The organism is Paraburkholderia tropica, assembly GCF_900109265.1.
Lineage (GTDB): Bacteria > Pseudomonadota > Gammaproteobacteria > Burkholderiales > Burkholderiaceae > Paraburkholderia > Paraburkholderia tropica.
Genome location: NZ_FNZM01000007.1, coordinates 213,032 through 237,085, shown reverse-complemented (window position 1 = coordinate 237,085; position 24,054 = coordinate 213,032). Strand labels below are relative to the sequence as shown.

14 protein-coding genes are annotated in these 24,054 nt (G+C 64.0%); 7 read left to right on the top strand and 7 right to left on the bottom strand.

Features of this window, described 5'->3' with window-relative positions; genetic code table 11:
• Positions 1-115 precede the first annotated feature (115 nt).
• From BMY06_RS13445 to BMY06_RS13435, 3 genes are all read left to right on the top strand, one after another.
• Positions 116-961 carry an ABC transporter substrate-binding protein gene (locus BMY06_RS13445; protein ID WP_237181613.1) on the top strand — a complete coding sequence of 282 codons (846 nt, stop codon included), beginning with the start codon at positions 116-118 and terminating at the stop codon, positions 959-961.
• On the top strand, positions 954-2,996 hold the full coding sequence (gene fhuB / locus BMY06_RS13440) for a Fe(3+)-hydroxamate ABC transporter permease FhuB (protein ID WP_237181611.1): 2,043 nt from the start codon (positions 954-956) through the stop codon (positions 2,994-2,996). Before BMY06_RS13445 ends, fhuB begins: the two co-directional genes overlap by 8 nt.
• A 234-nt stretch (positions 2,997-3,230) precedes the next feature.
• Complete coding sequence (locus BMY06_RS13435; RefSeq protein ID WP_244144373.1) at positions 3,231-5,348, top strand: TonB-dependent siderophore receptor; 2,118 nt, start codon at positions 3,231-3,233, stop codon at positions 5,346-5,348.
• Between the two features lie 55 nt (positions 5,349-5,403).
• Here BMY06_RS13435 and BMY06_RS13430 read toward each other — a convergent pair whose 3' ends face one another.
• Positions 5,404-6,993, bottom strand: a complete 1,590-nt coding sequence (locus BMY06_RS13430) for a methyl-accepting chemotaxis protein (protein WP_279613553.1) — start codon at positions 6,991-6,993, stop codon at positions 5,404-5,406.
• Positions 6,994-7,232: 239 nt separating this feature from the next.
• Between BMY06_RS13430 and BMY06_RS13425 the strand changes: the two genes are divergently transcribed.
• Positions 7,233-8,474 carry an MFS transporter gene (locus BMY06_RS13425; protein WP_065058464.1) on the top strand — a complete coding sequence of 414 codons (1,242 nt, stop codon included), beginning with the start codon at positions 7,233-7,235 and terminating at the stop codon, positions 8,472-8,474.
• Between the two features lie 250 nt (positions 8,475-8,724).
• The gene (locus BMY06_RS13420; protein ID WP_065058463.1) at positions 8,725-9,687 is read left to right on the top strand and encodes a LysR family transcriptional regulator; all 963 of its coding nucleotides are present in this window, start codon (positions 8,725-8,727) and stop codon (positions 9,685-9,687) included.
• 118 nt (positions 9,688-9,805) lie between these two features.
• Here BMY06_RS13420 and BMY06_RS13415 read toward each other — a convergent pair whose 3' ends face one another.
• From BMY06_RS13415 to BMY06_RS13405, 3 genes are all read right to left on the bottom strand, one after another.
• Entirely contained in the window at positions 9,806-11,392 is a 1,587-nt protein-coding gene (locus tag BMY06_RS13415; RefSeq protein ID WP_074983634.1) for an aldehyde dehydrogenase (NADP(+)), read from the bottom strand.
• Between the two features lie 2 nt (positions 11,393-11,394).
• Positions 11,395-13,065: a thiamine pyrophosphate-binding protein gene (locus BMY06_RS13410; protein WP_065058460.1), complete on the bottom strand. Its 1,671-nt coding sequence runs from the start codon at positions 13,063-13,065 to the stop codon at positions 11,395-11,397.
• Between the two features lie 149 nt (positions 13,066-13,214).
• A complete protein-coding gene (locus BMY06_RS13405) occupies positions 13,215-15,419 on the bottom strand; it encodes a TonB-dependent receptor (RefSeq protein WP_074983632.1) in 2,205 nt (734 codons plus the stop codon).
• A 729-nt stretch (positions 15,420-16,148) separates the two neighbouring features.
• Here BMY06_RS13405 and BMY06_RS13400 point away from each other — a divergent pair.
• A complete protein-coding gene (locus tag BMY06_RS13400) occupies positions 16,149-17,285 on the top strand; it encodes a porin (protein WP_065058457.1) in 1,137 nt (378 codons plus the stop codon).
• A 151-nt stretch (positions 17,286-17,436) separates the two neighbouring features.
• Here the strand turns inward: BMY06_RS13400 and adhE are convergent, their stop codons facing one another.
• The 3 genes from adhE to BMY06_RS13385 form a co-directional block, all read right to left on the bottom strand.
• The gene (gene adhE / locus BMY06_RS13395; protein ID WP_074983630.1) at positions 17,437-20,085 is read right to left on the bottom strand and encodes a bifunctional acetaldehyde-CoA/alcohol dehydrogenase; all 2,649 of its coding nucleotides are present in this window, start codon (positions 20,083-20,085) and stop codon (positions 17,437-17,439) included.
• Positions 20,086-20,187: 102 nt separating this feature from the next.
• Positions 20,188-20,655 carry a ubiquinone anaerobic biosynthesis accessory factor UbiT gene (gene ubiT, locus BMY06_RS13390; protein ID WP_065058454.1) on the bottom strand — a complete coding sequence of 156 codons (468 nt, stop codon included), beginning with the start codon at positions 20,653-20,655 and terminating at the stop codon, positions 20,188-20,190.
• A gap of 161 nt (positions 20,656-20,816) precedes the next feature.
• The gene (locus tag BMY06_RS13385) at positions 20,817-21,917 is read right to left on the bottom strand and encodes a porin (RefSeq protein ID WP_074983628.1); all 1,101 of its coding nucleotides are present in this window, start codon (positions 21,915-21,917) and stop codon (positions 20,817-20,819) included.
• A 569-nt stretch (positions 21,918-22,486) separates the two neighbouring features.
• On the opposite strand from BMY06_RS13385, the gene BMY06_RS13380 reads away from it, so the two are divergent.
• Positions 22,487-24,001: a UbiD family decarboxylase gene (locus tag BMY06_RS13380; protein WP_074983625.1), complete on the top strand. Its 1,515-nt coding sequence runs from the start codon at positions 22,487-22,489 to the stop codon at positions 23,999-24,001.
• The last annotated feature ends 53 nt before the right edge of the window (positions 24,002-24,054 follow it).

Below are 24,054 nucleotides of genomic sequence, written 5' to 3'. Positions count from 1 at the left end.
CACGAATCCGCGCCGCCGTCGCGTGCTCGCTGCACTTGGCGCGCTGGCGTCCACATCAAGCTTCGGCGCGACGCCGCCTCGTGCACCTCGTTCGCCTCGTTCACCCCGGCGGATCGTGGTCCTCAACTGGGAGCTGACCGAAACGCTGCTCGCGCTCGGCCGCGCGCCGGTCGGCATTCCGCTGCCGGACTGGTACGCGAGCGGGATCGTCGCGCCGCCGCTGCCGCCGGGCGTCGTCGACGTCGGGCTGCTCTATCAGCCGAATTTCGACGTGCTGCTCACGCTCGCGCCCGACCTGCTGATCGTCACGCCCGCCCACGCGGCGCTGATGACGCCGCTGCAACGCATCGCGCCGACGCTCACGCTCGGCGCGTACATGAGCGCCGCGCAACCATTCGAGGCGCTCTGCGCTGAAACGCAGACGATGGCGCGCGCGCTCGCCGCGCCGGACCATGCCATGGCGCTGATCGCCGCCACGCAACGCGGATTCACCGCGGCCGCCGACGCGATCGCGGCCACGCCGACGCGCGCCACGCGCCCGGTGATCGTCGCCGAAGCGCTCGACGAGCGGCACTTTCGCGTCTACGGCGCGGGCAGTCTGTTCGACGCTGTGCTTGCGCGCATCGGCCTGCGCAACGCCGCGAATCCGCGTGACGCGGCGGGTCGTCCACAGGACGCGCCCTGGCCAACCAACGCGGCGGGCTCGGCCACCGTCGCGCTGCAACGCCTGTTCGACGTGCCGCAGGCGGACATTCTGCTGGTCGGTCCGCTGCACGACGACCTGCGCGCCGCGCTGGGCGCGAGCCCGCTGTGGCGCGCGCTGCCCGCCGTGCGCGAACGGCGCGTGTCGGTGCTGCCGGTGATCGCCGCGTTCGGCGGCCTCGTCTCGATGCAGCGCTTCGCCGCCGCCCTTCCCGTGGCGCGGGCCACGCTCGACAACGGCGGAGGCGGCCTTGCGTAACCTCGCGCGTCGTCCCTTCCTTGAGCGCGCCGCGCTGCCGCGCGACTGGCGTTGGCCGCTGGTCGGCGCGCTGTTCGCGCTCGCCGCGTGCCTCGCCGCCGCGGACGTGCATCGCGTGCTCGCGGGCGCGCCGTTCTGGAGCGCGCTCACGCTGCCCGCATCGATCAGCGCGCAGGACATCGGCGCGGTGCTGGTCCACGACAGCCTGCTGCCGCGCATCGCGACGACATTGCTCTGCGGCGCCGCGCTCGGCCTCGCGGGCACGCTGATGCAGCAGGTGCTGCGCAATCCGCTCGCCGAACCGATGACGCTCGGCGTGTTCCCGGGCGCCTATCTCGCGCTCTCGATCGCGACGATCTGGATGCCGGGCTGGCTCGCGCTGGGCCGCGACACGCTGGCGCTCGCGGGCGGCGCGATCGCCATGCTCGCCGTGTTCGCGCTGGCGTGGGCGCAAGGCATGTCGCCGCTCGGGGTGATCCTCGGCGGCATGGTGGTCAACCTGTATTGCGGCGCGATCAGTCTCGCGATTTCGGTGGTGCATTTCGACCGGCTCGCCGGCCTGCAGATCTGGGGCGGCGGCGCGCTCGACCAGAGCGGCTGGCAAGCGGCGCTGCATCTGACCGTGCGGCTCGCGCTGTGTCTTGTCGGCGCGGTGCTGCTCTACCGTCCGCTGAGTCTCTTCGATGCGGGCGACGCCACGGTGCGCAATCTCGGCGTGGCGGTCGGCTGGATGCGCGGCGCGGCGCTGTTCGTCGCGGTGGCGCTCACGGCGTTCGTGGTCGCCGAAGTCGGCGTGATCGGCTTCATTGGACTGGCTGCGCCGCTGCTGGCGCGTCTGGCGGGCGCGCGGCGTCTGCGCGACCGGCTCGTCTGGGCGCCGCTGACCGGCGCGGCCCTGCTGTGGCTCACCGATGAAATCGTGCGCTTCGCCGCGCGCGCCGACGTGTTTGCCGCCCATCTGATCGCGACCGGCAGCGTGACCGCGCTTGTTGGCGTGCCCTTGCTCATCGCGTTGCTGCCGCGTTTGCGCACGCGGCCCGACACCCATGCGCCCCACGCTCCGCACCACAATTCACTCGCGCCGCGCGCGCTGCCGCTGCTGTGGGCCATGCTGCTGCCGCTCGTCTGCGTGCTCTCGCTGATGGTGTCGCGCAGCGCCGACGGCTGGAGCATCGCGACGCGCGCGCATATCGACGCGCTGCTGTTCTGGCGCGTGCCGCATCTCGTCGCGGCGCTCGCGGCGGGCAGCCTGCTCGCGACCGCGGGCACACTGCTGCAACGCATGACCGCCAACCCGATGGCGAGCCCCGACCTGCTCGGCGTGGGATCGGGCGGCATGTTCGGCATGGTCGTCGTGCTGTTCCTGAGCCAGCGCATTGTTCCCGCCGCGCTGTTCGCGGGCTGCGTCGCCGGGGCGTTCGCGACACTGCTGCTGTTGCTGTGGTTCGGACGGCGCGCGCGCTTCGCGCCCGAGCGCCTGCTGCTGGTCGGCATTTCGATCAGCGCGCTGTTTCAGGCGGTGGTCGGCGCGCTGATGTCGAGCGGCGACCCGCGCGCGGGCGTGCTCGTCGATCTGCTGATCGGCTCCACGTATTACGTCGCGCCCGGCATCGCGTGGAGCATGGCCGCGCTGGCGCTGCTCGCGCTCGCCGTCGCGCCGCTCACCGCGCGCTGGCTCGGCACGCTCGCGCTCGGCGCGGATGCCGCCGCGAGCCTCGGCGTGCCGGTGGGCCGCGCGCGCTTCGCGCTGCTGCTGCTCGCCGCGCTGGCCACGGCGGCGGCCACCGTGGTGGTCGGCCCGCTGTCGTTCGTCGGCTTGATCGCGCCGCATATCGCACGCTTTTCCGGCGCGCGGCGTCCGATGCCGCAGCTCTATCTCGCGGCGACGCTCGGCGCGCTGCTGATGGTCTCGGCGGACTGGCTCGGGCGGCAAATCGCGTTTCCGCAGGAAGTGGCGGCGGGCCTCGTCGCCACGCTGCTCGGCGGGCCGTGGCTCGTCGCGCTCGTGGTGCTGCGCGGCCGTCGAAGCGCGTAGGCAAATCAAGGGCAAACGGGGCCCTCAAAACACCCGTCCATAACGATCGTCCCTCGCATTTTTTTACAGCCCGCCTTTGAGCGGGAGGAAGTCGTTCGGCCTTTTTCAACAGTGGGATGATTGACGATGACAACGAGAATAGACCACCGTGGTGCGCAGCGCGCACCGGCTTCGGGATGGTGGAGGCTGGCGCCTCGCCGTGTAACGCGCGCCGCGCCGCGCTTCGCGCTCACCATGACGCCGCTCGCTTTCGCGGCGCTGAGCCTCGCTTCGCCGTGGGCGCGCGCGCAAACCGCGCCTGCCGCGAACGGTAACGTTCTGGCCGCCGTGACGGTGTCGGGCGCGAACGACGCCGACGCAACCACCGAAGGCAGCGGCACCTACGCCGCGAAGCAGGCCACCATCGGCGGCAAGGTCGCGCAATCGATCAAGGAGACGCCGAACTCGGTCTCCGTGCTCACGCGCCAGCAGATGGACGACCAGAACGTGACGACCATCCAGGACGCGCTGCGCTACGTCACGGGCGTCAGCTCGATCGATTACGGCGACGGCACCGCGTATTTCCGCGCGCGCGGCTCGCAGCTCGGCATCGAGTTCGACGGCGTGCCGACCTTGAGCGGCCTGCAATATCAGCTGCAATTCGATCTGGCGATGTACGACCGCGTGGAAATCATGCGCGGTCCGGCCGGTTCGATCGACGGCATGGGCGAGCCGGGCGGCGTGGTGAATCTCGTGCGCAAGCGCCCGCAGGATCAATTCCATCTGTCGACCGAAACGCAGGTCGATTCGTTCGGCAGCGTGCGTCAGATGATCGACGTGACCGGGCCGCTGAACAAGGACGGCACGCTGCGCGGACGCGCGGTGCTGGTCGGCAGCGACGGCACGCAGTCGATCGACCGCACGCGCAGCAAGGAAGTGATGGCCTACGGCGCGCTCGACTGGGATCTCACGCCGCGCACGACGCTTTCGCTCTCGGGCGGCTATCAGGTTTCGCCGATTTCGGGCATCGACTACGGCGCGGGCGGCGTGCTCAACAGCACGCGCACCGCCCTCACCGGCCGCGTGCCGAGCTCGTTCACGCAGAACTTCAGCCCGAGCTGGAACTACGCGTACACCTCGCTGCAGGAAGGCAACGCGAACCTCGTGCATCGCTTCGAAAACGACTGGCAATCGTCGACCACGCTGTTCTATCGGCACGAACTCTCGAAAGCGTATTACGCGTACTCGGGTCCGGGCGCGACCGCGAACGGTCTCGCGCTCTACGGCGATCAGCGCCAGCGCACGAGCTACGACTGGTTCGGCGCGGACAGCAACGTCTCGGGCCCGATCCATCTGTTCGGGCGAACGCATACGCTGACCATCGGCGCGAATTACTCGGTGATGACGTCGAGCGCGCAATCGGGTTATCTGGCGCTGAGCGGCCCGTACGGTGGCGCGTTCAGTCTCTACGATCCGAACGCCGTGCCCGCCGTGGATGTGCCCTACACGTTCGGCACCAATCATCGCACCGTGCAGTACGGCGTCTATGCGCAGGCGCGCATCAAACTCGCCGATCCGCTCACGCTGGTGCTCGGCGGCCGCGAGGCTTTCCTGCAGGACCGCACGCAATCGACGCTGCCGAGCGTCGGCGACTGGACCACCAACGCGCAGATCAATCACCGCTTCCTGCCCTCCGCCGGGCTGCTCTGGGATATCGTGCCGTCGATCACGGCCTATGCGAACTACGCGCGCTTTCTCGACGCGCAAACGGAGAGCACGTATTCGGGCGCGGGCCTGCCGCCGCGTTCGGGCGAGCAGTATGAAGTGGGCGTGAAAGGCAGCTTCCTGAATGGCCGCCTGAATGCGAACGCAGCGCTGTTCCGTATCGACGACAACAACCGCGCCGTCGCCGATCCCGCGCACCAGTATTACTACGTCTCGGCGGGCAAGGCACGCGATCAGGGCGTGGAACTCGAAGTCACGGGCCAGCCGATGCCGGACTGGAACGTCTACGCGGGCTACACGTATCTGAATGCGCACTACGAGAACGACTCGCCCGATCTCACCGACGGCACCGATCCGAAGCACCTGTTCAAGCTGTGGACGAAGTACACGTTCTCGCGCGGCACGTTGCGCGGGTTCTCGGTGGGCGGCGGCATGCTCGCGCAAACGCGCATTTCACGCGGCGTCGAACAAGGCGGTTATGCGATTTTCAATGCGCAGATCGGTTATCGATTCAACAAGCATGTTGAAGCGTCGCTGCAATTGAATAACGTGTTTAATCGCGAGTATTACATTCGTCCGCCGAGCACGTATTACAGCGTATTCGGCGATACGCGCAATGTGATGCTGACGGTTCGATCGGACTTCTGATGATTCGCATTGCGCCGCGCGAAGGCAATATCGCGCGGCGCAATGCGATGTGTGCTTAATTGCGCACCCGGAAAACACCGACCACTTCATCGAGACCGCTCGCCTGCTGCGCCATTGCCTGCGCCGCCGCCGACGCCTGCTCGACCAGCGCCGCATTCTGCTGGGTCGCGTGATCCATCTGCGAGACCGCAACGTTCACCTGGCCGATACCCGTGCTCTGCTCCTCGGAAGCCGAGGCAATTTCGCCGAGGATTTCGTTCACGCGCGAGACGTCGCGAATGATATCGGCGATCGTGGTGCCCGCTTCCTCGACCAGTCGCGAACCGGCGTCCACGCGCGACGTCGCCTGACCGATCAGGCCGCGAATCTCGCCCGCCGCCGTGGCCACGCGCTGCGCGAGCGTGCGCACTTCCGACGCCACGACCGCGAAACCGCGACCCTGATCGCCTGCACGCGCGGCTTCGACCGCCGCATTGAGCGCCAGAATATTGGTCTGAAACGCAATGCTCTCGATCGCGCTGATGATTTCGTTCATGCGCCGCGAGCTGTCCGCAATCCCCTGCATCGTCTCGACAACTTCGCCCACCACCACGCCGCCGCGTTGCGCCGTATCCGAGGCCGCACCCGCCAGCGAAGTGGCCTGACGCGCGTTCTCGGCGTTCTGGCGCACCGTCGCGGTCAATTCCTCCATGCTCGACGCCGTTTCTTCGAGCGATGCGGCTTGCGCTTCCGTGCGTTGCGAGAGATCCGAATTGCCGCTGGCAATTTCGCGCGCGGCGGTATTGATCGCGCTTGCGCCATCGCGCACGCGGCCAATCATGTCGACGAGATTGGTTTGCATCGCCTTGACGCCTTCGAGCAATTGCCCCATTTCGTCGAGCGATTGGACTTCGATACGCGCGGTGAGATCGCCATTCGCAATCGCTTTGAAATGCGCGAGCGCCTGCGCAAGCGGACGGCCGATGGCGCGTTGCAACGCGATCCATGCGAACGCGGCGGCGCACAGCGCAAACAGCACGCCCAATACGGCCACGGTCACGAACCAGTGGAAACGCTCCTGCGCGCGATCGTATTTGGCGACGGCAAAACCGGCCTGCATTTTCTGCAACGCGTCGATGCTGCCCGTCACATCGCCATATAACGCCGACGACGTATTCTGGACTGCCGAGCGAATCTGATTGCCATCCTTCGTTTCGATCGCGCGATAAATCGGCTCATAGCCGTCCTGCAACAACTGCTTGAGTTTGGCGTCGATTTCGTCGGCCTTGCGCGCTTCCTCGTCGTTATAGCTGGGCAGCTTGCGATAAGCCTCCCACGACTGCTTCGCGTGATCGAGCTGATCGCGCGAATTCTGCTCGGAGCGCGCGATGTCGGGTGCATCGGGCGCGAGACCAATGCGGAACAGCCACAGACGGCTGCGCGCCAGCGCGACGCTCGTCTGGCTCAGCGCCACCGCCGAGCCGAGTTGATTGGAATACAGCGTTTGCAGATCGTGATTGCTGGAACTCACACCTGCAACCCCCATCGAGCCGCCAATGACCAGTAGGCAGCCGAGAAACCCCATCGCGAGAGCCAGGCGCGCGCGGATTGTAATTTTTTTAAACATATCGCAGAGTGAAATCGCTGAAAGAACAGAGGAATTCAAATTCGAGCCGTTGCCCCCGTCTACGGCATCAATGATCGAAACTTGAGAACGTTGAGCATTTCACAGCGTTATTTGCGCACTCAGTCTTTTTTCGCATATCTGCTATGCGTCATACGCAAGGGCGGCAATCGGGCATGCCCGCATAATCACTGTCACAAGTTATTTCACGGTTCGGCAGCCTTTGCCCGACCTTCGATATAGAACAAAGCGGGCGGCAGCCTGCGCTGGAGATCAACCTCATGCAGACGTGGTACAGCACCATGAATTCCTCCCAGCGGCGCACCTTTTGGGCGTGTTTCCTCGGCTGGGTGCTGGACGCCATGGACGTGCAGTTCTTCGCGTTCGTCATTCCCACCCTGCTGACCGCCTGGCACATGACCAAGGCGCAGGCCGGCGTGATCGGCACCTCGGCGCTGGTTGCCTCGGCCGTGGGCGGTGTGATTGCGGGCGTGCTCGCCGACCGTATCGGCCGCGTTCGCGTGCTCAAGCTGGCGATTCTGTGGTTCTCGCTGTTCACCGGCCTCTCGGCTTTCACGAACGGCTTCCATCAATTGCTGTTCACGCGCAGTCTGCAAGGTCTCGGCTTCGGCGGCGAATGGGCGGCGGGCGCGATCCTGATCGGCGAAGTCGTCGACAAGCGCATTCGCGGACGCGCGGTGGGCTGCGTGCAAAGCGGCTGGCCCGTGGGTTATGCGCTCGCCGCGCTGCTCTACTGGGTGCTGTTCAGCGCGCTGCCCGAACAATATGCGTGGCGCGTACTGTTCCTGCTGGGCATTCTGCCGGGCCTGCTGGTGCTGTGGATGCGCCGCAATGTCGACGAATCGGCGGCCTTCGAATCGGCGGCGGAATTCCGCGCGCAAAGCGGTCTGTTCGACACCTTCGGCCGCATCTTCGCGCCCAGCGTGTTGCCGCGCACCCTGCTGGCCTCGGCGATGGCAGCCGGCGCGCTCGGCGGCAACTACACGATTCTCACGTGGCTCGTGACGTATCTGCGCGAAACACAAAGCCTGACCATCAACCTGACGACGATGTATCTCGCCGTCAATATCTTCGGCTCGTTCTGCGGCTACGTCGGCATGGCGTATCTGAGCGATGCGATCGGCCGACGCTGGACCTTCTCGCTCTCGGCGGCGGGCGCGACGCTCACGGTGCTGGCGTATACGCACCTGCATCTGCCGATGTCCGCGCTGCTGGTGCTGGGCTTTCCGCTCGGACTGTTCCAGTCGGGCATCGTCTCCGGCATGGGCGCGTGTTTCACCGAGCTGTTCCCGGTGCAGATCCGCGCGTCGGCGGGCGGCTTCTCGTACAACTTCGGTCGCGGCATCGGTTCGCTGGTGCCCGCTGCGGTCGGCATCACGAGCGCGTCGGTCGGGCTGGCGAAGTCGATCGGCGTGTGGGCGGCGGCGTCGTATGTGGTGGTGTTCATCGTCGCCGTGTTTCTGCCTGAAACGCGCAACAAGCAACTCGAAGGGCAAGCCTGATTTTCACGCTTGATCACTTCGGCTGAATTCGCCTGAATTCGACTGAAAGCGGCGCGTGCCTGGGTCTCCGAACGATTCCCGGTCACGCGCCGCGTCTTTTCCACTATCAAGGAAAACGTCAGCTTCCGGGTCATGACGTGATATAACGAGCACTTGCGCAATCCGTACCGGCCCGCGCCTCCATCATGCGCACGGCCACTCCCGCGGCCACCCCGGTACTCGCGCGTACATCGCCGCTCGTGAATCGCCCATGAACTCAGACGACCTCGCCGTCTTCGCCCACGTCGCGAAGACCGGCAGCATTTCGCGCACCGCGATGGAACTGGGCGCGAACCAGTCCACCGTCAGCCGCCGTATCGCCGTGCTCGAAGCCGAACTGGGCGTGCGTCTCTTCCGCCGCAGCGGCCGTGGCGTCGGGCTCACCGAACGCGGCGCCCAGCTGCTCGGTTATGCGCAAACGCTCGAACGCACGCTCGACGAAGCGCGCGGCGCGATGCGCAGCGGCGTCGAAAGCGGGCCCGCCCGGCTCGTCATCGCCGCTCAACCCACGATTGCCCGCATCATGTTCGCGAGCCTCGGCCATCGGCTGCGCGCGCGTTATCCGAATACGCGCGTGCGCTTTATCGAAGGTCTCGCGAGCCAGATTCTCGGCCGCCTGAGCGACGGCGAAATCGATCTGGCCGTCATGTACGTGCCCGAGCATCGCGGCGCGATGCAGTTCGACACGCTGCTCGCGGAACAGATCTGTCTCGTCGCGCCGGCGAATTACGCACTGCCCGAAGGACTCGCCGACGTCAGCCTGCTCGGCCAGGTGCCGCTCATTTTGCCGAGCACGCATCACGGCCTGCGCGTGCTGGTCGAATCGCTCGCGGCGCGCCACGGCTTCACGCCGCGCATCGTGCTCGAATGCGACGGCTCGATCTCGCTGACCAAACGCCTCGTGATCGCGCAATGCGGCTGCACGGTGCTGCCCGCCGCTTCCGTGATCGAGGAAGTCGCCGATGGCCGCCTGCAATGCGTGCCGCTCGACAATCCCGTGGTCATGCGCGACGTGGCGATTGCGTGGCCGCAGAATCGTACGATGCCGGACGGCGTCTGGAGCGTGGCGCAGATGATTCGCGACGTCGCCGCCGATCTGGTGACGAGCGGCGACTGGCCCGGCACGGCGCTCACGCCCGGCACGCCGGACGAACCGCACCTTTCGGAAGGCTGACCGATCCAGCCCGCGCTTTTAAAAACCGCGGCGCCAACGAAAACGCCCGCGAGCGCATCGTGAGATGCATTCGCGGGCGTTGTACTTTCCAGCTTTAATTCAGGCTTTAATTCCGACGTTAATCGCGCTTCAGATCGCCGTCGTAAAGACGCCAGATGTCGAGCGGATTCGCCTGCTTGAGCGCGTCCGGCAGCAGCGTATCGGGCACCGACTGATAGCAGACCGGACGCAGGAAACGGTCGATGGCCGTCGCGCCAACCGAGGTCGTGCGCGTATCCGACGTCGCCGGGAACGGGCCGCCGTGCACCATCGCATGACTGACTTCGACGCCGGTCGGGAACGCATTGAACAGCACGCGGCCCGCCTTGCGCTCGAGCGTCGGCAACAGCGCGCGGGCGTGCTCGTGATCGGCTTCGTCGAGATGCACGGTGGCCGTCAACTGGCCGCTCATGCGGCGCAGCACGGTGCGCAGCTCGTCGAGATCGCGGCACGCCACGATCAGCGAACTCGGCCCGAAGATTTCTTCCTGCATCTCCGCTTCGGCGAGGAACGCGCGCGCATCGGTGCGCAGCAGCGCGGGCACCGCGTCGAACGCGCCTGCCGCTTCACGGCCGTTCGCGAGCGTCGTCACGTCGGCCAGCGCGCTGAGGCGATCGACACCGCGGCAATACGCGGCGTGGATGTTGGGCGTCAGCATGGTCGTCGCGGCCTTCGTGCTGATGGCCTGCGAAGCCTTCGCGCAGAACGCGTCGAGCGCCGCGCCTTCGAGCGCGAGCACGATGCCCGGATTCGTGCAGAACTGGCCCGTGCCGAGCACGATCGAATCGGCGTACTCGCTGGCGATCTGCTCGCCGCGCGCTTCAAGCGCGGCGGGCAACAGCACGACCGGATTGATGCTGCTCATTTCCGCGTAGACGGGAATCGGCTCGGGGCGCGCCTGCGCGATGCGCTGCAGCGCGAGACCGCCCTGACGCGAGCCCGTGAAGCCCACGGCCTGAATCTCCGGATGACGCACGAGCGCTTCGCCGACCGCCGTGCCTTCGCCGATCAGCAGCGAGAACACGCCGTCCGGCATGCCGGTTTCGCGCGCGGCGCGGGCGATCGCCTGCCCGACGAGTTCCGACGTGCCGAGGTGCGCCGGATGCGCCTTGACGATCACCGGGCAACCTGCGGCCAGCGCCGACGCCGTGTCGCCGCCCGCCACCGAAAACGCCAGCGGGAAATTGCTCGCGCCGAACACGGCGACCGGTCCGAGGCCGATGCGTCGCAGACGCAGATCCGGGCGCGGCAGCGGCGCGCGCTGCGGCAGCGCCGGATCGACGATCGCGCCGTGCCAGCGGCCGTCGCGCACGACCGCCGCGAACAGCTTCAGCTGATTCACCGTGCGCATGCGCTCGCCTTCGAGACGTGCCATCGGCAGCGCGGTTTCGAGATGCGCGCGTTCGGTGAGCGCCGGGCCGAGATCGATGAGCGCCTGGGCGATGGCTTCGAGAAACGCGGCGCGCCGCTCGTCGGAGAGTGCGCGGTAGGCGTCGAATGCGTCGGCTGCCAGCGTGCAGGCGCGCTCGACGTCGTCGGCGCTCGCGCAGCCGAAGGCGGGCGCGAGCGCCTCGCCGGTCAGCGCCGCGTGCGCGTAGGTCACGCCATCGGCGCCCTTCACCGGCGTGCCGCCGATGATCATCATGCCTTGAATGTCGGTTGTCATGCTCATGCGCTCAAACGGTTAGCGGGAGTGATCTGCAACGGATCGGTGCGAAGCTCGATGAGCGCCGCCACGCCGGCACGCTGCGCGCGCTCGAAGGCCGCCGCGAAATCTTCGGTGCGCTCGACACGTTCGGCATGTGCGCCGAAAGCCTGCGCCATCGCCACGAAATCGGGATTCACGAATTGCGTGGCCGACACGCGGCCCGGATATTCGCGCTCCTGATGCATGCGGATCGTGCCGAGCATATTGTTGTTCACGACGATGACAATCAGCGGTGCGCCGAACTGCACCGCCGTCGCCAGTTCCTGCGGATACATCATGAAGCAGCCGTCGCCGGCGAAGCACACGACCGAACGCTGCGGATTCTGGATTTTCGCCGCGATGGCCGCCGGGAAGCCATAGCCCATCGCGCCGTTGGTCGGCGCGAGTTCCGTGGCCGGGCTGCGATAGCGGTAAAAACGATGCACCCAGACCGTGTAGTTGCCCGCGCCGTTCGAAATCACGGCATCGTCGGGCAGCACGTCGTTCAGATGCGCGACGACCTGCGCGAGATCCACGCCACGAATTTCCGCGCTCGGCGCCGGCGGCGTTGAATGCGCGATGTAGTCGGCGCGCGCCGTTTCCGTCCACGCCTGCCAGCGCTGCTGCGAGGCGGCCGCGACCGGCTTCACACCGTCGAGCGCCAGCGCGAACGCGCGCAGCGACGCGTGAATCGGCAGACGCGACTGGAACACGCGGCCCAGTTCCTCGGCGTCGGGATGGACATGCACCATGGTCTGCTTCGGCGCGGGGCTCTCGAACACCGTGTAGCCCGACGAGGTCGTTTCCGCGAGACGCGAACCGACGACGATCACCAGATCGGCCTCTTTGGCGCGATCCGACAGTTTCGGCGACACGCCGAGGCCGAGCTGGCCGACGTAATGCGGATCGCGATTGTCGAACAGATCCTGGCGGCGGAACGAGGCCGCGACCGGCAGATTGTTGGCGTGCACGAAGCGCTTGAGCGCGGCGCCCGATTCGGCGTCCCAGCCCGTGCCGCCGACCACCACCAGCGGACGCGTCGCGGCGTCGAGCAATTCGCGCAGCGTGTCGAGCGCCTGCGGTTCCGGCGCGGCATGCGCGATGCGCACGGCGGGTGCGTCGGCCACGGCGGCCGCACCGAACAGCACGTCTTCGGGCAGCGCGATCACGACCGGACCCGGACGGCCCGAGAGCGCCACGCTGAACGCCTTCGCGACGATCTCGGGAATGCGCTCCACGCTTTCGATCTGCGTGACCCACTTGGCGATGCCGCCGAACATCTGGCGGTAATCGACTTCCTGGAACGCGCCGCGACCGATGAAATCCTGCTCGACCTGGCCGATGAACAGGATCATCGGCGTGGAATCTTCGCTCGCCGTGTGCACGCCGTTGCTCGCGTGCGTGGCGCCGGGGCCGCGCGTCACGAAACAGATGCCAGGGCGACCCGTCAGCTTTCCGTAGGCATCGGCCATGTTCGAGGCCGCGCCTTCGTGGCGCGTGGTGATCGTGCGCACGCCATGCGCGTCGTGCAGGGCGTCGAGCACCGGCAGATAGCTTTCGCCGGGCACACAGTAGACGGTATCGACGCCATTGCGCACGAGCGCGTCCACGAGGATGCGGCCGCCGTTGCGCGGCTGGGCGATTTCAGACATGAGTTCAGGCTCCCTGTTGCAAGGTGTCGCGCGAACTCAGCCGCTGGGCCGGACGCGCTTCGGAATGCCTGAAATTATCCGGACCGCGCATGGCGTTGGGCGCGCGCATGCCGCATAGCAGCTATGCGCGGCATGCGCGATGGCTCCCTTTAGAAGTCCGTCGTCACCGAGAACCACGCCGTGCGCGGCTCGGCCTGCGTCAAATATCCGCCGAGCGCCGACGACCAGTACGAGCGATTGGCGAGATTCGTCACCATCACGTTGAAGCTCGTGTCGTGCTTGAGGATCTGCGTCTTGTAGCGCGCGCCCACGTCGAAACGCGTCCACGACGGGATCTTCTGCGTGTTCGCCGTGTCGAGATACTGCGAGCTGGTCCAGATCGCGCGGCCCATCAGCGTGAGGCCCGGCAGTTGCGGCACGTCGTATTCGAGGTTCGCGTTGAAGGTCCACGCCGGCACGCCGATCGGACGGTTGCCGTTCTCCGAGGCGTCGCCCGTGTCCATCAGTTTGGCGTCGATATACGACACGCCGCCGATCACGCGCAGGCCCTTGAGCGGCTCGCCGTACATCGAGAACTCCGCGCCGCGGTGGCGCTGAATGCCGTCCGCGGCGTAGATGTTGGTCACGCTGTTCGTGTACGCGACCTGCTGCTTGATCTGGTAGATCGCGAACGCCGCGCCGTAATGATTCGCGTCGTACTTGACGCCCGCTTCGTATTGTTTGGCGCGGAACGGGGCGAGCACCTGGCCGACGTTGGCCGTGCCGCTCGGCGCCGTGCCGCCTTCGACGAGGCTTTCCGCGCGGTTCGCGTAGATCGACAGATTCGGCTGAAGCTTGTAGACGAGGCCGAGAATCGGCGTGGTCGCGGAATCGTTGTACGCCGAGTCCTGCGTTTCCGAACCGTATTCATAGCCGTTTTCGACGATGTTCTGATGGCGCGCGCCGACCGTGAGCAGCAGGCGGTCGTGGAAGAAGCCGAGCGTGTCCGACACGACGAAGCTGCGCATCAGCGTCGTGCTCGTCAGGCCCGGATCGGAGAAGTCGCCCGCGCCATACGTGGTGCCCGGGATCGCAACCGTCGCCGTGTTGTAGAGGCTCGTCGACCACGGGAGGCCGTAGCTCCAGTTATAAGCGCCGTACTCCGCGATGCGTTCGATCTGCCAGCCCGCATTGACCTGGTTCGAAACCGGGCCGAGATTGAACTTGCCGCGCACACCCGTCTGCGCCGAGATCGCGTTTTCCTTGAACAGCGTGTTCATCCGATACGCCGTCGTCGAGCCCGCATCGTAGGTGGGCGTCTCGTACTGCCCCAGTTCGGTCGTATGACGCGAGCCGATGCCCGCGTAAGCGGTCCAGTTCGGCGCGATGTCGTATTCGCCGCGCAGCATGCCAACCGTGTCTTCCTGCTTCGAATACGTCCACGGCTGCGCGTAGTTGTAGCTCGCCGACGGCGTGGACGGCATGTCGTCGCCCGTCACGAACACGCCCGGACGGCCGCCCGTGATGTTGTTCTTCTGATAGAGGAAGTCGGCGTAGAGACGCAGCTTGTCGCCGCGATAATCGAGCGAAATCGCGGTTTGCTGCGAGTGGCTGTGCTGGTTCTGCACGGCCGTGCTGCCGCCCACCACGGTCTGGTTCACGCGAATGCCGAACTGGTCGTTGTCGCCGAAGCGGCGGCCCACGTCCACGTGCGTGCCGAGTTCGCCCGACGCGCTGCCCTCCACCGTCACGCGCGTGACGGGCTTATCGTCCGCGACTTTGGTCTGCACGTTGATCGTGCCGCCCACGCCCGAGCCGCCCGGCGCCGCGCCGTTCACGAACGCGCTCGCGCCCTTGAAGATATCGACGCGCTCGATCGCGCCGGTGTCGACCATCTGGCGCGGCGTGAGGCCGTAGAAGCCGTCGAGGCCCACGTCGTCCGAATAGACCTGGAAGCCGCGGATGATATAGGTCTCGGAGAAGTTGCCGTAGCCGAGCGCGGTGCGCACGGCCGGATCGTTGGCGACGACGTCGGCGACCGTTTGCGCCTGCTGATCCTGAATCAGCTTCGACGTGTAGCTCGTGACCGAAAACGGCACGTCGAGCATCTTCTGCTTGCCGAGCACGCCGATCGACGCGCCGCTCGCGACCTGCCCGCCCGCATACGCCGGCGCAAGGTCGCCGGGCAGCGCGGCGCGAGCCGCTTTCACACTCACGGCGGGCAACACCGACGACTTCGCACTGTCCGTGGTGGCGCTATCGCTCGTGGCATCGGCGGCATACGCGTGGACGGACAGGCTGGCGAGCGCGAAAGCCGCAGCGGCGAGCGGAGCCAGGCGAAACGCCTGCACGGGTGAGTGTGTGGTTCGGTTCATGAATGTTTGAGTTTCCGCAGCGTAATCAACCAATAGCGGGTCGTTTGACCCAAGGTGCATCAAAGGCCGCGATCATAGCTGCAAATGAGAATGATTCTCCTTACTAACTGTCAGATTGGAAGGTTGCGGTAACGACGAGTAAGAATTGAACTCGCGCGGCCATCGCGCGCCCGAATGCGTGCGCTTGTGTCAGCCTTGCGCGACAAGCCTCCGCGCAGATCGGCATGCCGCAATGCCGGTAAACAACCGTAAAAATTGGTGGTGAAGCGCTGTGTCGCAGACTGTTGCGCCGTAGTCACACTGCGCGCTTGCGTGTGGCTTTCATGTCACTCGTCGAATCGCACCCAACGACGCAATTCGCCGCTGAAAATGTCTGCGGAAGTCGCCCCGTAAATGTCGATTGGCACATTACGTTTCGGAATAGCTTGCATTTCATTGCGCTATTCGACTTTCGCAATAATTCGTAATCTCGATTAACGAATATTTCAGAAAACTCGTGATAATCGCGTTCCACAGTGTGCTCGAAGCGCGTCGACAACGAGCAAATACATCGTTTTTTACGGCACATTTCGATCGAACAGACCGGTCACGTAATAAACGGGAATAACAAAGAACAATCGGTGATTCGAATCGTGGCGTGCAGACCACAAGCGTAAAAAACAATTTTGGATATCGCGTTATGCTCCGCGCTCGCTCTCATCGAGCGAATAACAATTCCACGGAGTAACGATGAAAAAGACTACCCTTTCCGCTCTCGCAGTCGCTGCCGCCGGTTTCGCCAGCGTCGCCCACGCACAGAGCACCGTCACGCTGTACGGTTTGATCGACGCAGGCATCGCCTATAGCAGCAACTCGGGCGGCGCGCATGAATTCGCAGCCACCAGCGGCGCGCTGAACGGCAGCCGTTTCGGCCTGAAGGGTCAGGAAGACCTCGGCGGCGGCCTGAAGGCGATCTTCGTCCTCGAAAACGGTTTCAGCGTCATGAGCGGCGCGCTCAAGCAAAACAGCCGCATGTTCGGCCGCCAGGCATTCGTCGGTCTGTCGAGCAACCAGTACGGTTCGCTCACGCTCGGCCGCCAGTATGACAGCGTGGTCGACTATCTCGCCCCGCTCGCGCTCAACGGCACGCAATACGGCGGCACGATCGCCTCGCACCCGTACGACAACGACAACCTGAACAACTCGTTCCGTATCAGCAATTCGGTCAAGTTCCAGAGCGTCGATTACAACGGCTTCAAGTTCGGCGCCCTCTATGGCTTCTCGAACGAAGCTGACGGCTTCGCCGACAACCGCGCATACAGCGTCGGCGCATCGTACGCATTCGGCGGCCTGAAGTTCGGCGCCGGCTACCTGCAGGTCAACGGCTCGGGTTCGAGCAACACGAGCGGCGCGGTCAGCACCGACGCCACCTTCACGGCAGGCCGTCAACGCACCTACGGCGCAGGCGTGAACTACGCGTTCGGCGCAGCGAACGTCGGTTTCGTCTTCACGCAGACGCAACTGAGCAACGCCACGCTGATCGGTTCGTCGAACTCGGGCACGTCGTCGGGCATCGGCCTCGATGGCAGCGCGCGCTTCACGAACTATGAAATCAACGCGCGTTACAACCTGACGCCGGCCCTGTCGTTCTCGGGCGCGTACACGTACACGGATGCGAGCCTGAAGGGCGTCGATCCGAAGTACCACCAGATCACGCTGCAGTCGGATTACGCGCTCTCGAAGCGCACCGACGTGTACGCCGAAGCTGCGTACCAGCACGTGGGCAGCACGGGCGATTCGGGCATCGGCGCGGATATCGTCGGTTTCTCGGCGTCGTCGTCGAGCTCGCAGGTCGTCGGCACGGTCGGCATCCGCCACCGCTTCTGATCGGTCTTGATCGCACCATGAGAGTCGCCCTGCGCGAACGATCGCATCGTTCGGCGCGGGGCTTGTCGAGCGTGTTGCACAGCGCGTGACGCCGAGTGACCCGCGCGAATCGACGACCCGGTTGCCCGATGGGCGACCGGGTTTTTTACGTTTACAGTCCGTCTATGGCAACGGTGACTTCGGGTTCAGCCACGTCGCCGACGCGTTCGACATAAGCCCGCCCATAGTAGCTGTCGAGCAGTAGCTGGCGGATTTCGGCAATCAACGGATAGCGCGGATTCGCGCCCGTGCATTGATCGTCAAACGCATTTTCCGCGAGCGCGTCGAGACACGCGTGGAATCGCGCTTCGGGCACACCCGCCGCCTGAATCGACGCCGGGATGTTGAGCCATTGCTTGAGTTCCTCGATCCACGCCACCAGCGCCTCGACCTTCTCGTCCACTGAAACACCGCCGAGCGAAAGCGCGTCGGCAATCTCCGCGTAACGGCAGCGCGCGACGGGCCGGTCGTACTGGCTGAAGGCCGCCTGTTTCGACGGGACATCGTTCGCGTTGTAGCGAATCACGTTCGCGATCAGCAACGCATTCGCGAGGCCGTGCGCAAGACCGAATTCCGCGCCGAGTTTGTGCGCCATCGAGTGACACACGCCGAGGAAAGCATTCGCAAAGGCGATACCCGCAAGCGTCGCGCCGTTGTGAACCTGCTCGCGAGCAACCGGATCGCCCGCGCCGCGCGCGTATGCGGACGGCAAATACACCTTCAACAATTTGAGCGCCTGCAACGCCTGCGCGTTCGAATACTCGTTTGCCATCACGGAGACATACGCTTCGAGCGCATGCGTGACCGCATCGATGCCGCCGTAAGCCGTGAGATCGCGCGGCATGTGCATGACGAGATCCGCATCGACGATAGCGATATTCGGCGTGAGTTCGTAATCGGCAATCGGATATTTGAGTCCGGTCTTCTCGTCGGTCACGACGGCGAACGGCGTGACTTCGGAACCCGTGCCCGAGGTGGTGGGAATGGCGACGAGCTCCGCTTTCACGCCCAGACGCGGGAAACGATGAATACGCTTGCGAATATCCATGAAACGTTGCGCCAGTTCCTCGAAGCGAATTTCAGGGTGCTCATACATGACCCACATGATCTTGGCCGCGTCCATGGCGCTGCCGCCGCCGAACGCAACGATCACATCGGGCTTGAACGCGCGCAGTGCAACCGCGCCGCGACGCACCATGTCGAGCGTCGGGTCCGCCTCGACGTCGCTGAACACCGAGACCTCCAGCCCCTGCGATTTGAGCGTTCGAATCAATTCGCCCGCATAGCCTTGCGTGAAAAGAAAGCGATCGGTCACGATCGTCGCGCGCGTTTTGTCACGCAGATCTTCTAGCGCGAACGGCAAACAGCCACGGCGGAAATAAATACTTTTCGGCAGCTTATGCCACAGCATATTCTCCGCCCGTTTCGCGACGATCTTCCGGTTGATCAGATGTTGCGGACCGACGTTTTCCGAAACGGAATTGCCGCCCCACGAACCGCAGCCGAGCGTGAGCGACGGCGCGAGCCTGAAGTTATAGAGGTCGCCGATGCCGCCGTGCGACGAAGGCGTATTCACCAGCACGCGCGAGGTCTTCAAACGCTTGCCGAACAGCGCGACACGATCCCGCTGATTGTCCTGATCCGTATACAGCACCGACGTGTGACCGATGCCGCCCAGCTCGACGAGCGCTTCGGCGATTTCCACTGCGTGAGCGAAGTCGCGCGCGCGATACATGGCGAGCGTAGGCGACAACTTCTCGTGCGCAAACGGTTCGTCTTCGCCGTATGAGGTGACTTCCGCAATCAGGATCTTCGTATTCTCGGGCACGTTCACACCCGCGATATCCGCGATGGTCACCGCCGATTGCCCGACAATATCGCCGTTGAGGCGGCCGCCGACGATCAGGAAGGTGCCCACTGCGCCCGCTTCTTCCGGCGACAGCACATACGCGCCCGACTTTGCGAAGCGCTCGCGTACCGCGTCATAGATTTCATCCACGACGATCACCGATTGCTCCGACGCGCATACCACGCCGTTGTCGAATGTCTTCGACATCAGGATCGAGGCGACGGCGCGCTTGATGTCACTGGTTTCGTCGATGACGGCCGGCGTATTGCCCGCGCCCACGCCAATGGCCGGTTTGCCCGACGAATACGCGGCCTTCACCATGCCTGGGCCGCCCGTCGCGAGAATCAGATTGATGTCGTCGTGCGTCATCAGGTGATCGGACAATTCGGCGCTCGGCGCATCGATCCAGCCGATGATATCGGCGGGTGCGCCTGCCGCCACCGCGCCTGCGAGCACGATGCGCGCGGCTTCGCAGGTCGAGCGGCGCGCACGCGGATGCGGGCTGAAAATAATGCCGTTGCGCGTCTTCAGTGCGATCAGCGCCTTGAAGATCGCGGTGGAGGTGGGATTGGTGGTCGGCACGATCGCGCAAACGAGCCCGACCGGCTCCGCAATCGTCATCGTGCCCGCGCTTTCATCGACGGCAATCACGTCGCAGGTCTTTTCGTCTCGCCACGCGTTGTAAATGTACTCCGACGCGAAGTGATTCTTGATGACCTTGTCTTCGAGCACGCCCATTCCCGTCTCTTCCACCGCCATGCGTGCAAGGGAAATGCGAGCTTCGGACGCGGCGAGCGCAGCGCTGCGAAAGATTTCATCGACTTTCTTCTGCTGGAACGTGGCGAATATTTCCTGCGCTTTTTTCACGCGCGCAATCAGGGAGTCGAGCTCCGTCCTGCTGGCGACGAACATAGACAATCCTCACAAATGATGCAACACGGCCCGGCTGGCCGTGCTTCTGCAAATCTTCAACTGGCGATCTCGGCGAAAACGATCGCGGGGAACACGTTGGCGCTAGGCGCCGAGATTGCGAGGCATATTGGTGCGCCACAATTGCATGACGGTCTCCAGCGAGGTGGTGCCGAAATCCATGTCCGAAAACATTTCCTTGACGGCGAATCCAATGTCGAGATCGCCTTCGAGTACGATCCGCCGGCTATAAAACAGCGTGTCGAACGGCGTCTCGCCGCCGATTACCGCGCGGAAATCTTCGAACGTCGCGCTCATTTTCAAGTCCACTTCGCGCGGCTCCGGGAGCGCTTCGAATACGCCATCGCATACCGCGAAATCGAAACGCACGCCAATGTCGGCAACCTGCGCCTGCAGCGCACGACCTTCGAGTAACTTGAGCGTTTTCGCAGGAATATCGTGTCGCAAGGTTTTGTTCAGCACGTTGACGAGCGCCTCGGAGCCGGGAAGCGTCGGCATGCACGACAACATGCCGCCGAGCGCGACCGAAATGCGATAAAGATAGTCATTCATACGGCGAGCCTTTCTGGATATCGATCATGTCTGGACCTCGTGCTGCGAGTGCTTGATTCGCCGTTTCGTCGCCCGTTGCCGCATGGTGTTTTTTTATCCACGCGGCGACGGGCGCATTTCCGGAACATGAATCACGCCGGAAATTCACGTGGCTGGCACGTTTAAAAACGATGACGAATACCGATACGTGCGACCGTCTGAACGTTGCTGCTCGAGGCGTCTTCGGTGGTGTTCTGCCCGCTCAATTGCGCTTGCGCGCCCTTGTTCGCAATCTGATAAAGCGCCATGGCGTACACGCTCGTGTTCTTCGAGAGCGAGTATTCGGCGATGCCAGAAAGCTGGTTGGCGTGGTTGTTATCGACGGTCTGATTGCCCTTCATATACATGTACGAAGCGCCCATCTTGAACGCGCTCGTGAAGTGGTATTCAGCACCCGCGGTGACTTCCCAGACAGAGCCGCCGTTCTCCGAGTTATGCACGGTCGTGAACAGCGCATTGGTGCGCCAGTTACCGAAGTCGTAATGCGCGCCCGCGCCCCAGCGACGCACGCTGATCTGCGGCGAGCCTGCCGTGTACGTCTTGATGTTCGTATAAGCCGCGTCCGCACCGAACGAGGCCGCCTTGTAGCTCAGCGAAAAGCTCTGCGCGTTGCCCGCACCCACCGAACCCGCAACGTTGCCGAATGCGTACATCGCGCCGAAGTTGAATCCGCCGAATCGCGGCGAGACATACTTCACCGAGTTGGTGACCGGCGTGCCGCCGCTCATCATGTCCCAGTCGAACGAACCCGTCGGGTTGCCGGGCAGGTCGAGCTTCTGGAACGGACCGGCGCGGAAGTCGTAGAAGTGGCCGGACAGTTCCGAGGGATCGTCGCCGTTAAAGAACAGCGTGTCCGTCATGAATTCGTACTGATTCCCCACCGTCAACTTGCCGAAACGGTCGTTCTGCAGGCCCACCAGCGACGTGCGAGAAAAGAGACTCTGGTCTGCCGTGAATTCGCCGGTATCGACCGAGAACTGATCCACCAGTTCGAAGATGGCCTTGGTGCCGCCGCCGAGATCCTCGACGCCGCGCAGGCCCAGCAGATCCGGCCCGTTGACGCCGTCGTCCATCATGAAGTTGCGTGTGCCGCCCTGGTTGCTGACATAGTTGATGCCGACATCCATTTGGCCCCACAGCGTCACGCTGCTCTGCGCATGCGCGACCGATGCCGTCAGCACCCCTGCCGCGACGAGCGCCGCCGATAATACGATCCTGGTCATTAGTAATCCTGTGTTAGTTCTTCACAACCGTGCGGACTACGCCCGGGTTTCCCCAACCGCGCAACGAGGCGTAACCGCACTACCCACCGACGACTTCGTTCTAGATTTTTCTACCGCCAATCCACTGCGATTGAATCCGGTCAATCGAAAACTCGATGCGTCAATCGATCGACCACCCCACTTTCACTGCGACAAATAATCACGCCATTCAGAATAAATAGCTTATTGCCATCAAAAAATTTTCCGGATATTTCGCTACGCCTGCCGACCCGGCTCAAGTAGCGAACAATCCAGCATGCCACCCGCGTTACGTGCACACGCCGGCTACACACGTGGTTGCGGGAATACTCAACAACTCACGTGAAATTCATCGAGACAAAAATTGGTCTCCACATGAAATTCGAGTGGATTCTGGTTCCTAAATCCATTTTTTTCATTGACCTTAATCATTTCGATAAGCCATATTGTTTCGCTTTAGAAGGCATAACAAAACGGTAATTCCCGCTTCATTCTCCGGTGTTTATATTTTTTCCCAGACGCGTTCAGCGTCGAATCCAAGGAGAATTGAATTGGCACACAACGATCACAGCGGTGACACAGAACCGCGCGTGCATGACCTGCGCTCGGCCCTCCAGGTCCTCGGCGACCTCCCGGGCGAACTGGTCCAGACCAGCGTCGAAGTCGATCCGCACGCAGAACTCTCGGGCGTCTATCGTTATGTCGGCGCCGGCGGTACCTGTTCACGCCCCACTCGACGCGGCGGTCCCGCCATGATCTTCAATAAGGTCAAAGGCTTCCCCGACTTCCGTGTCGCTATTGGCCTGCTGGGCTCGCGCAAGCGCGTCGGCAAACTGCTGAACTGCGAGCCGAAAAAACTCGGCTTCCTGCTCAAGGACGCCGTGCTCAATCCGATCCCGCCGGTCACCGTCGGCAAGGAAAAGGCGCAGTGCCAGGAGGTCGTGCACCTCGCCACGGAGCCGGGTTTCGATCTGCGCACGCTGCTGCCCGCGCCAACCAATACCGAGGAAGACGCAGGACCGTACGTCACGATGGGTCTCTGCTACGCGGCCGATCCGGAAACGGGCGAGCACGACGTGACGATTCACCGCCTCTGCGTGCAGAGCAAGGACGAGCTCTCGATGTGGCTCACGCCGGGCCGCCATATCGACGCGTTCCGCCAGAAAGCGGAAGCCGCCGGCAAGCCGCTGCCGATTTCGGTCAGCATCGGTGTCGATCCTGCTATTTACGTGGCAGCGTGTTTCGAACCGCCGACGACGCCGCTCGGTTTCGACGAACTGAACGTGGCCGGCGCGTTGCGTGATAAAGCCGTCGAACTGTCGAACTGTCTGACCGTCAACGCGCGCGCCATCGCCCACGCCGAAATCGTGATCGAAGGCGAATTGCTGCCGATCGTGCGCGTACGCGAAGACCAGAACACCGACACCGGCAAGGCCATGCCGGAATTCCCCGGTTATACCGGCGAAGCGAAGGACGCGATTCCCGTTATCAAGGTGAAGGCCATTACGCATCGTCGTAATCCGATCCTGCAAACGACCGTCGGCCCCGGCGAAGAGCACGTGAACATGGCCGGCATTCCGACCGAGGCCAGCATTCTGCAGATGGTCGAACGCGCCATGCCGGGCAAACTGCTCAACGTCTACGCGCACAACTCGGGCGGCGGCAAACTGCTCGCCGTGATGCAATTCAAGAAGTCGGCGCCCGTGGACGAAGGTCGTCAACGTCAAGCTGCCCTGCTCGCGTTCTCGTCGTTCCCGGAACTCAAGCACGTGATTCTCGTTGACGAAGACGTGGATATCTTCGACACCGACGACGTGTTGTGGGCCATGCAAACGCGTTATCAGGGCGACGTGAGCCACGTGGCCATTCCGGGCGTGCGCTGCCATCCGCTCGATCCGTCACAGATTCCGGAATTCAGCCCGAGCATTCTCGAACAGGGCGCATCGTGCAAAACGATTTTCGACTGCACGGTGCCGTTCAAACTCAAGCATCATTTCGAGCGTTCGAAATTCAAGGAAGTCGATGTGCGTCGTTTCCTGCCCGACTTCGTGCCGGACGAAATCTAGACACGCAAGATCAGGCGATTCGGCTGAAAACCGCCTGAAATCGTGCTGAACGG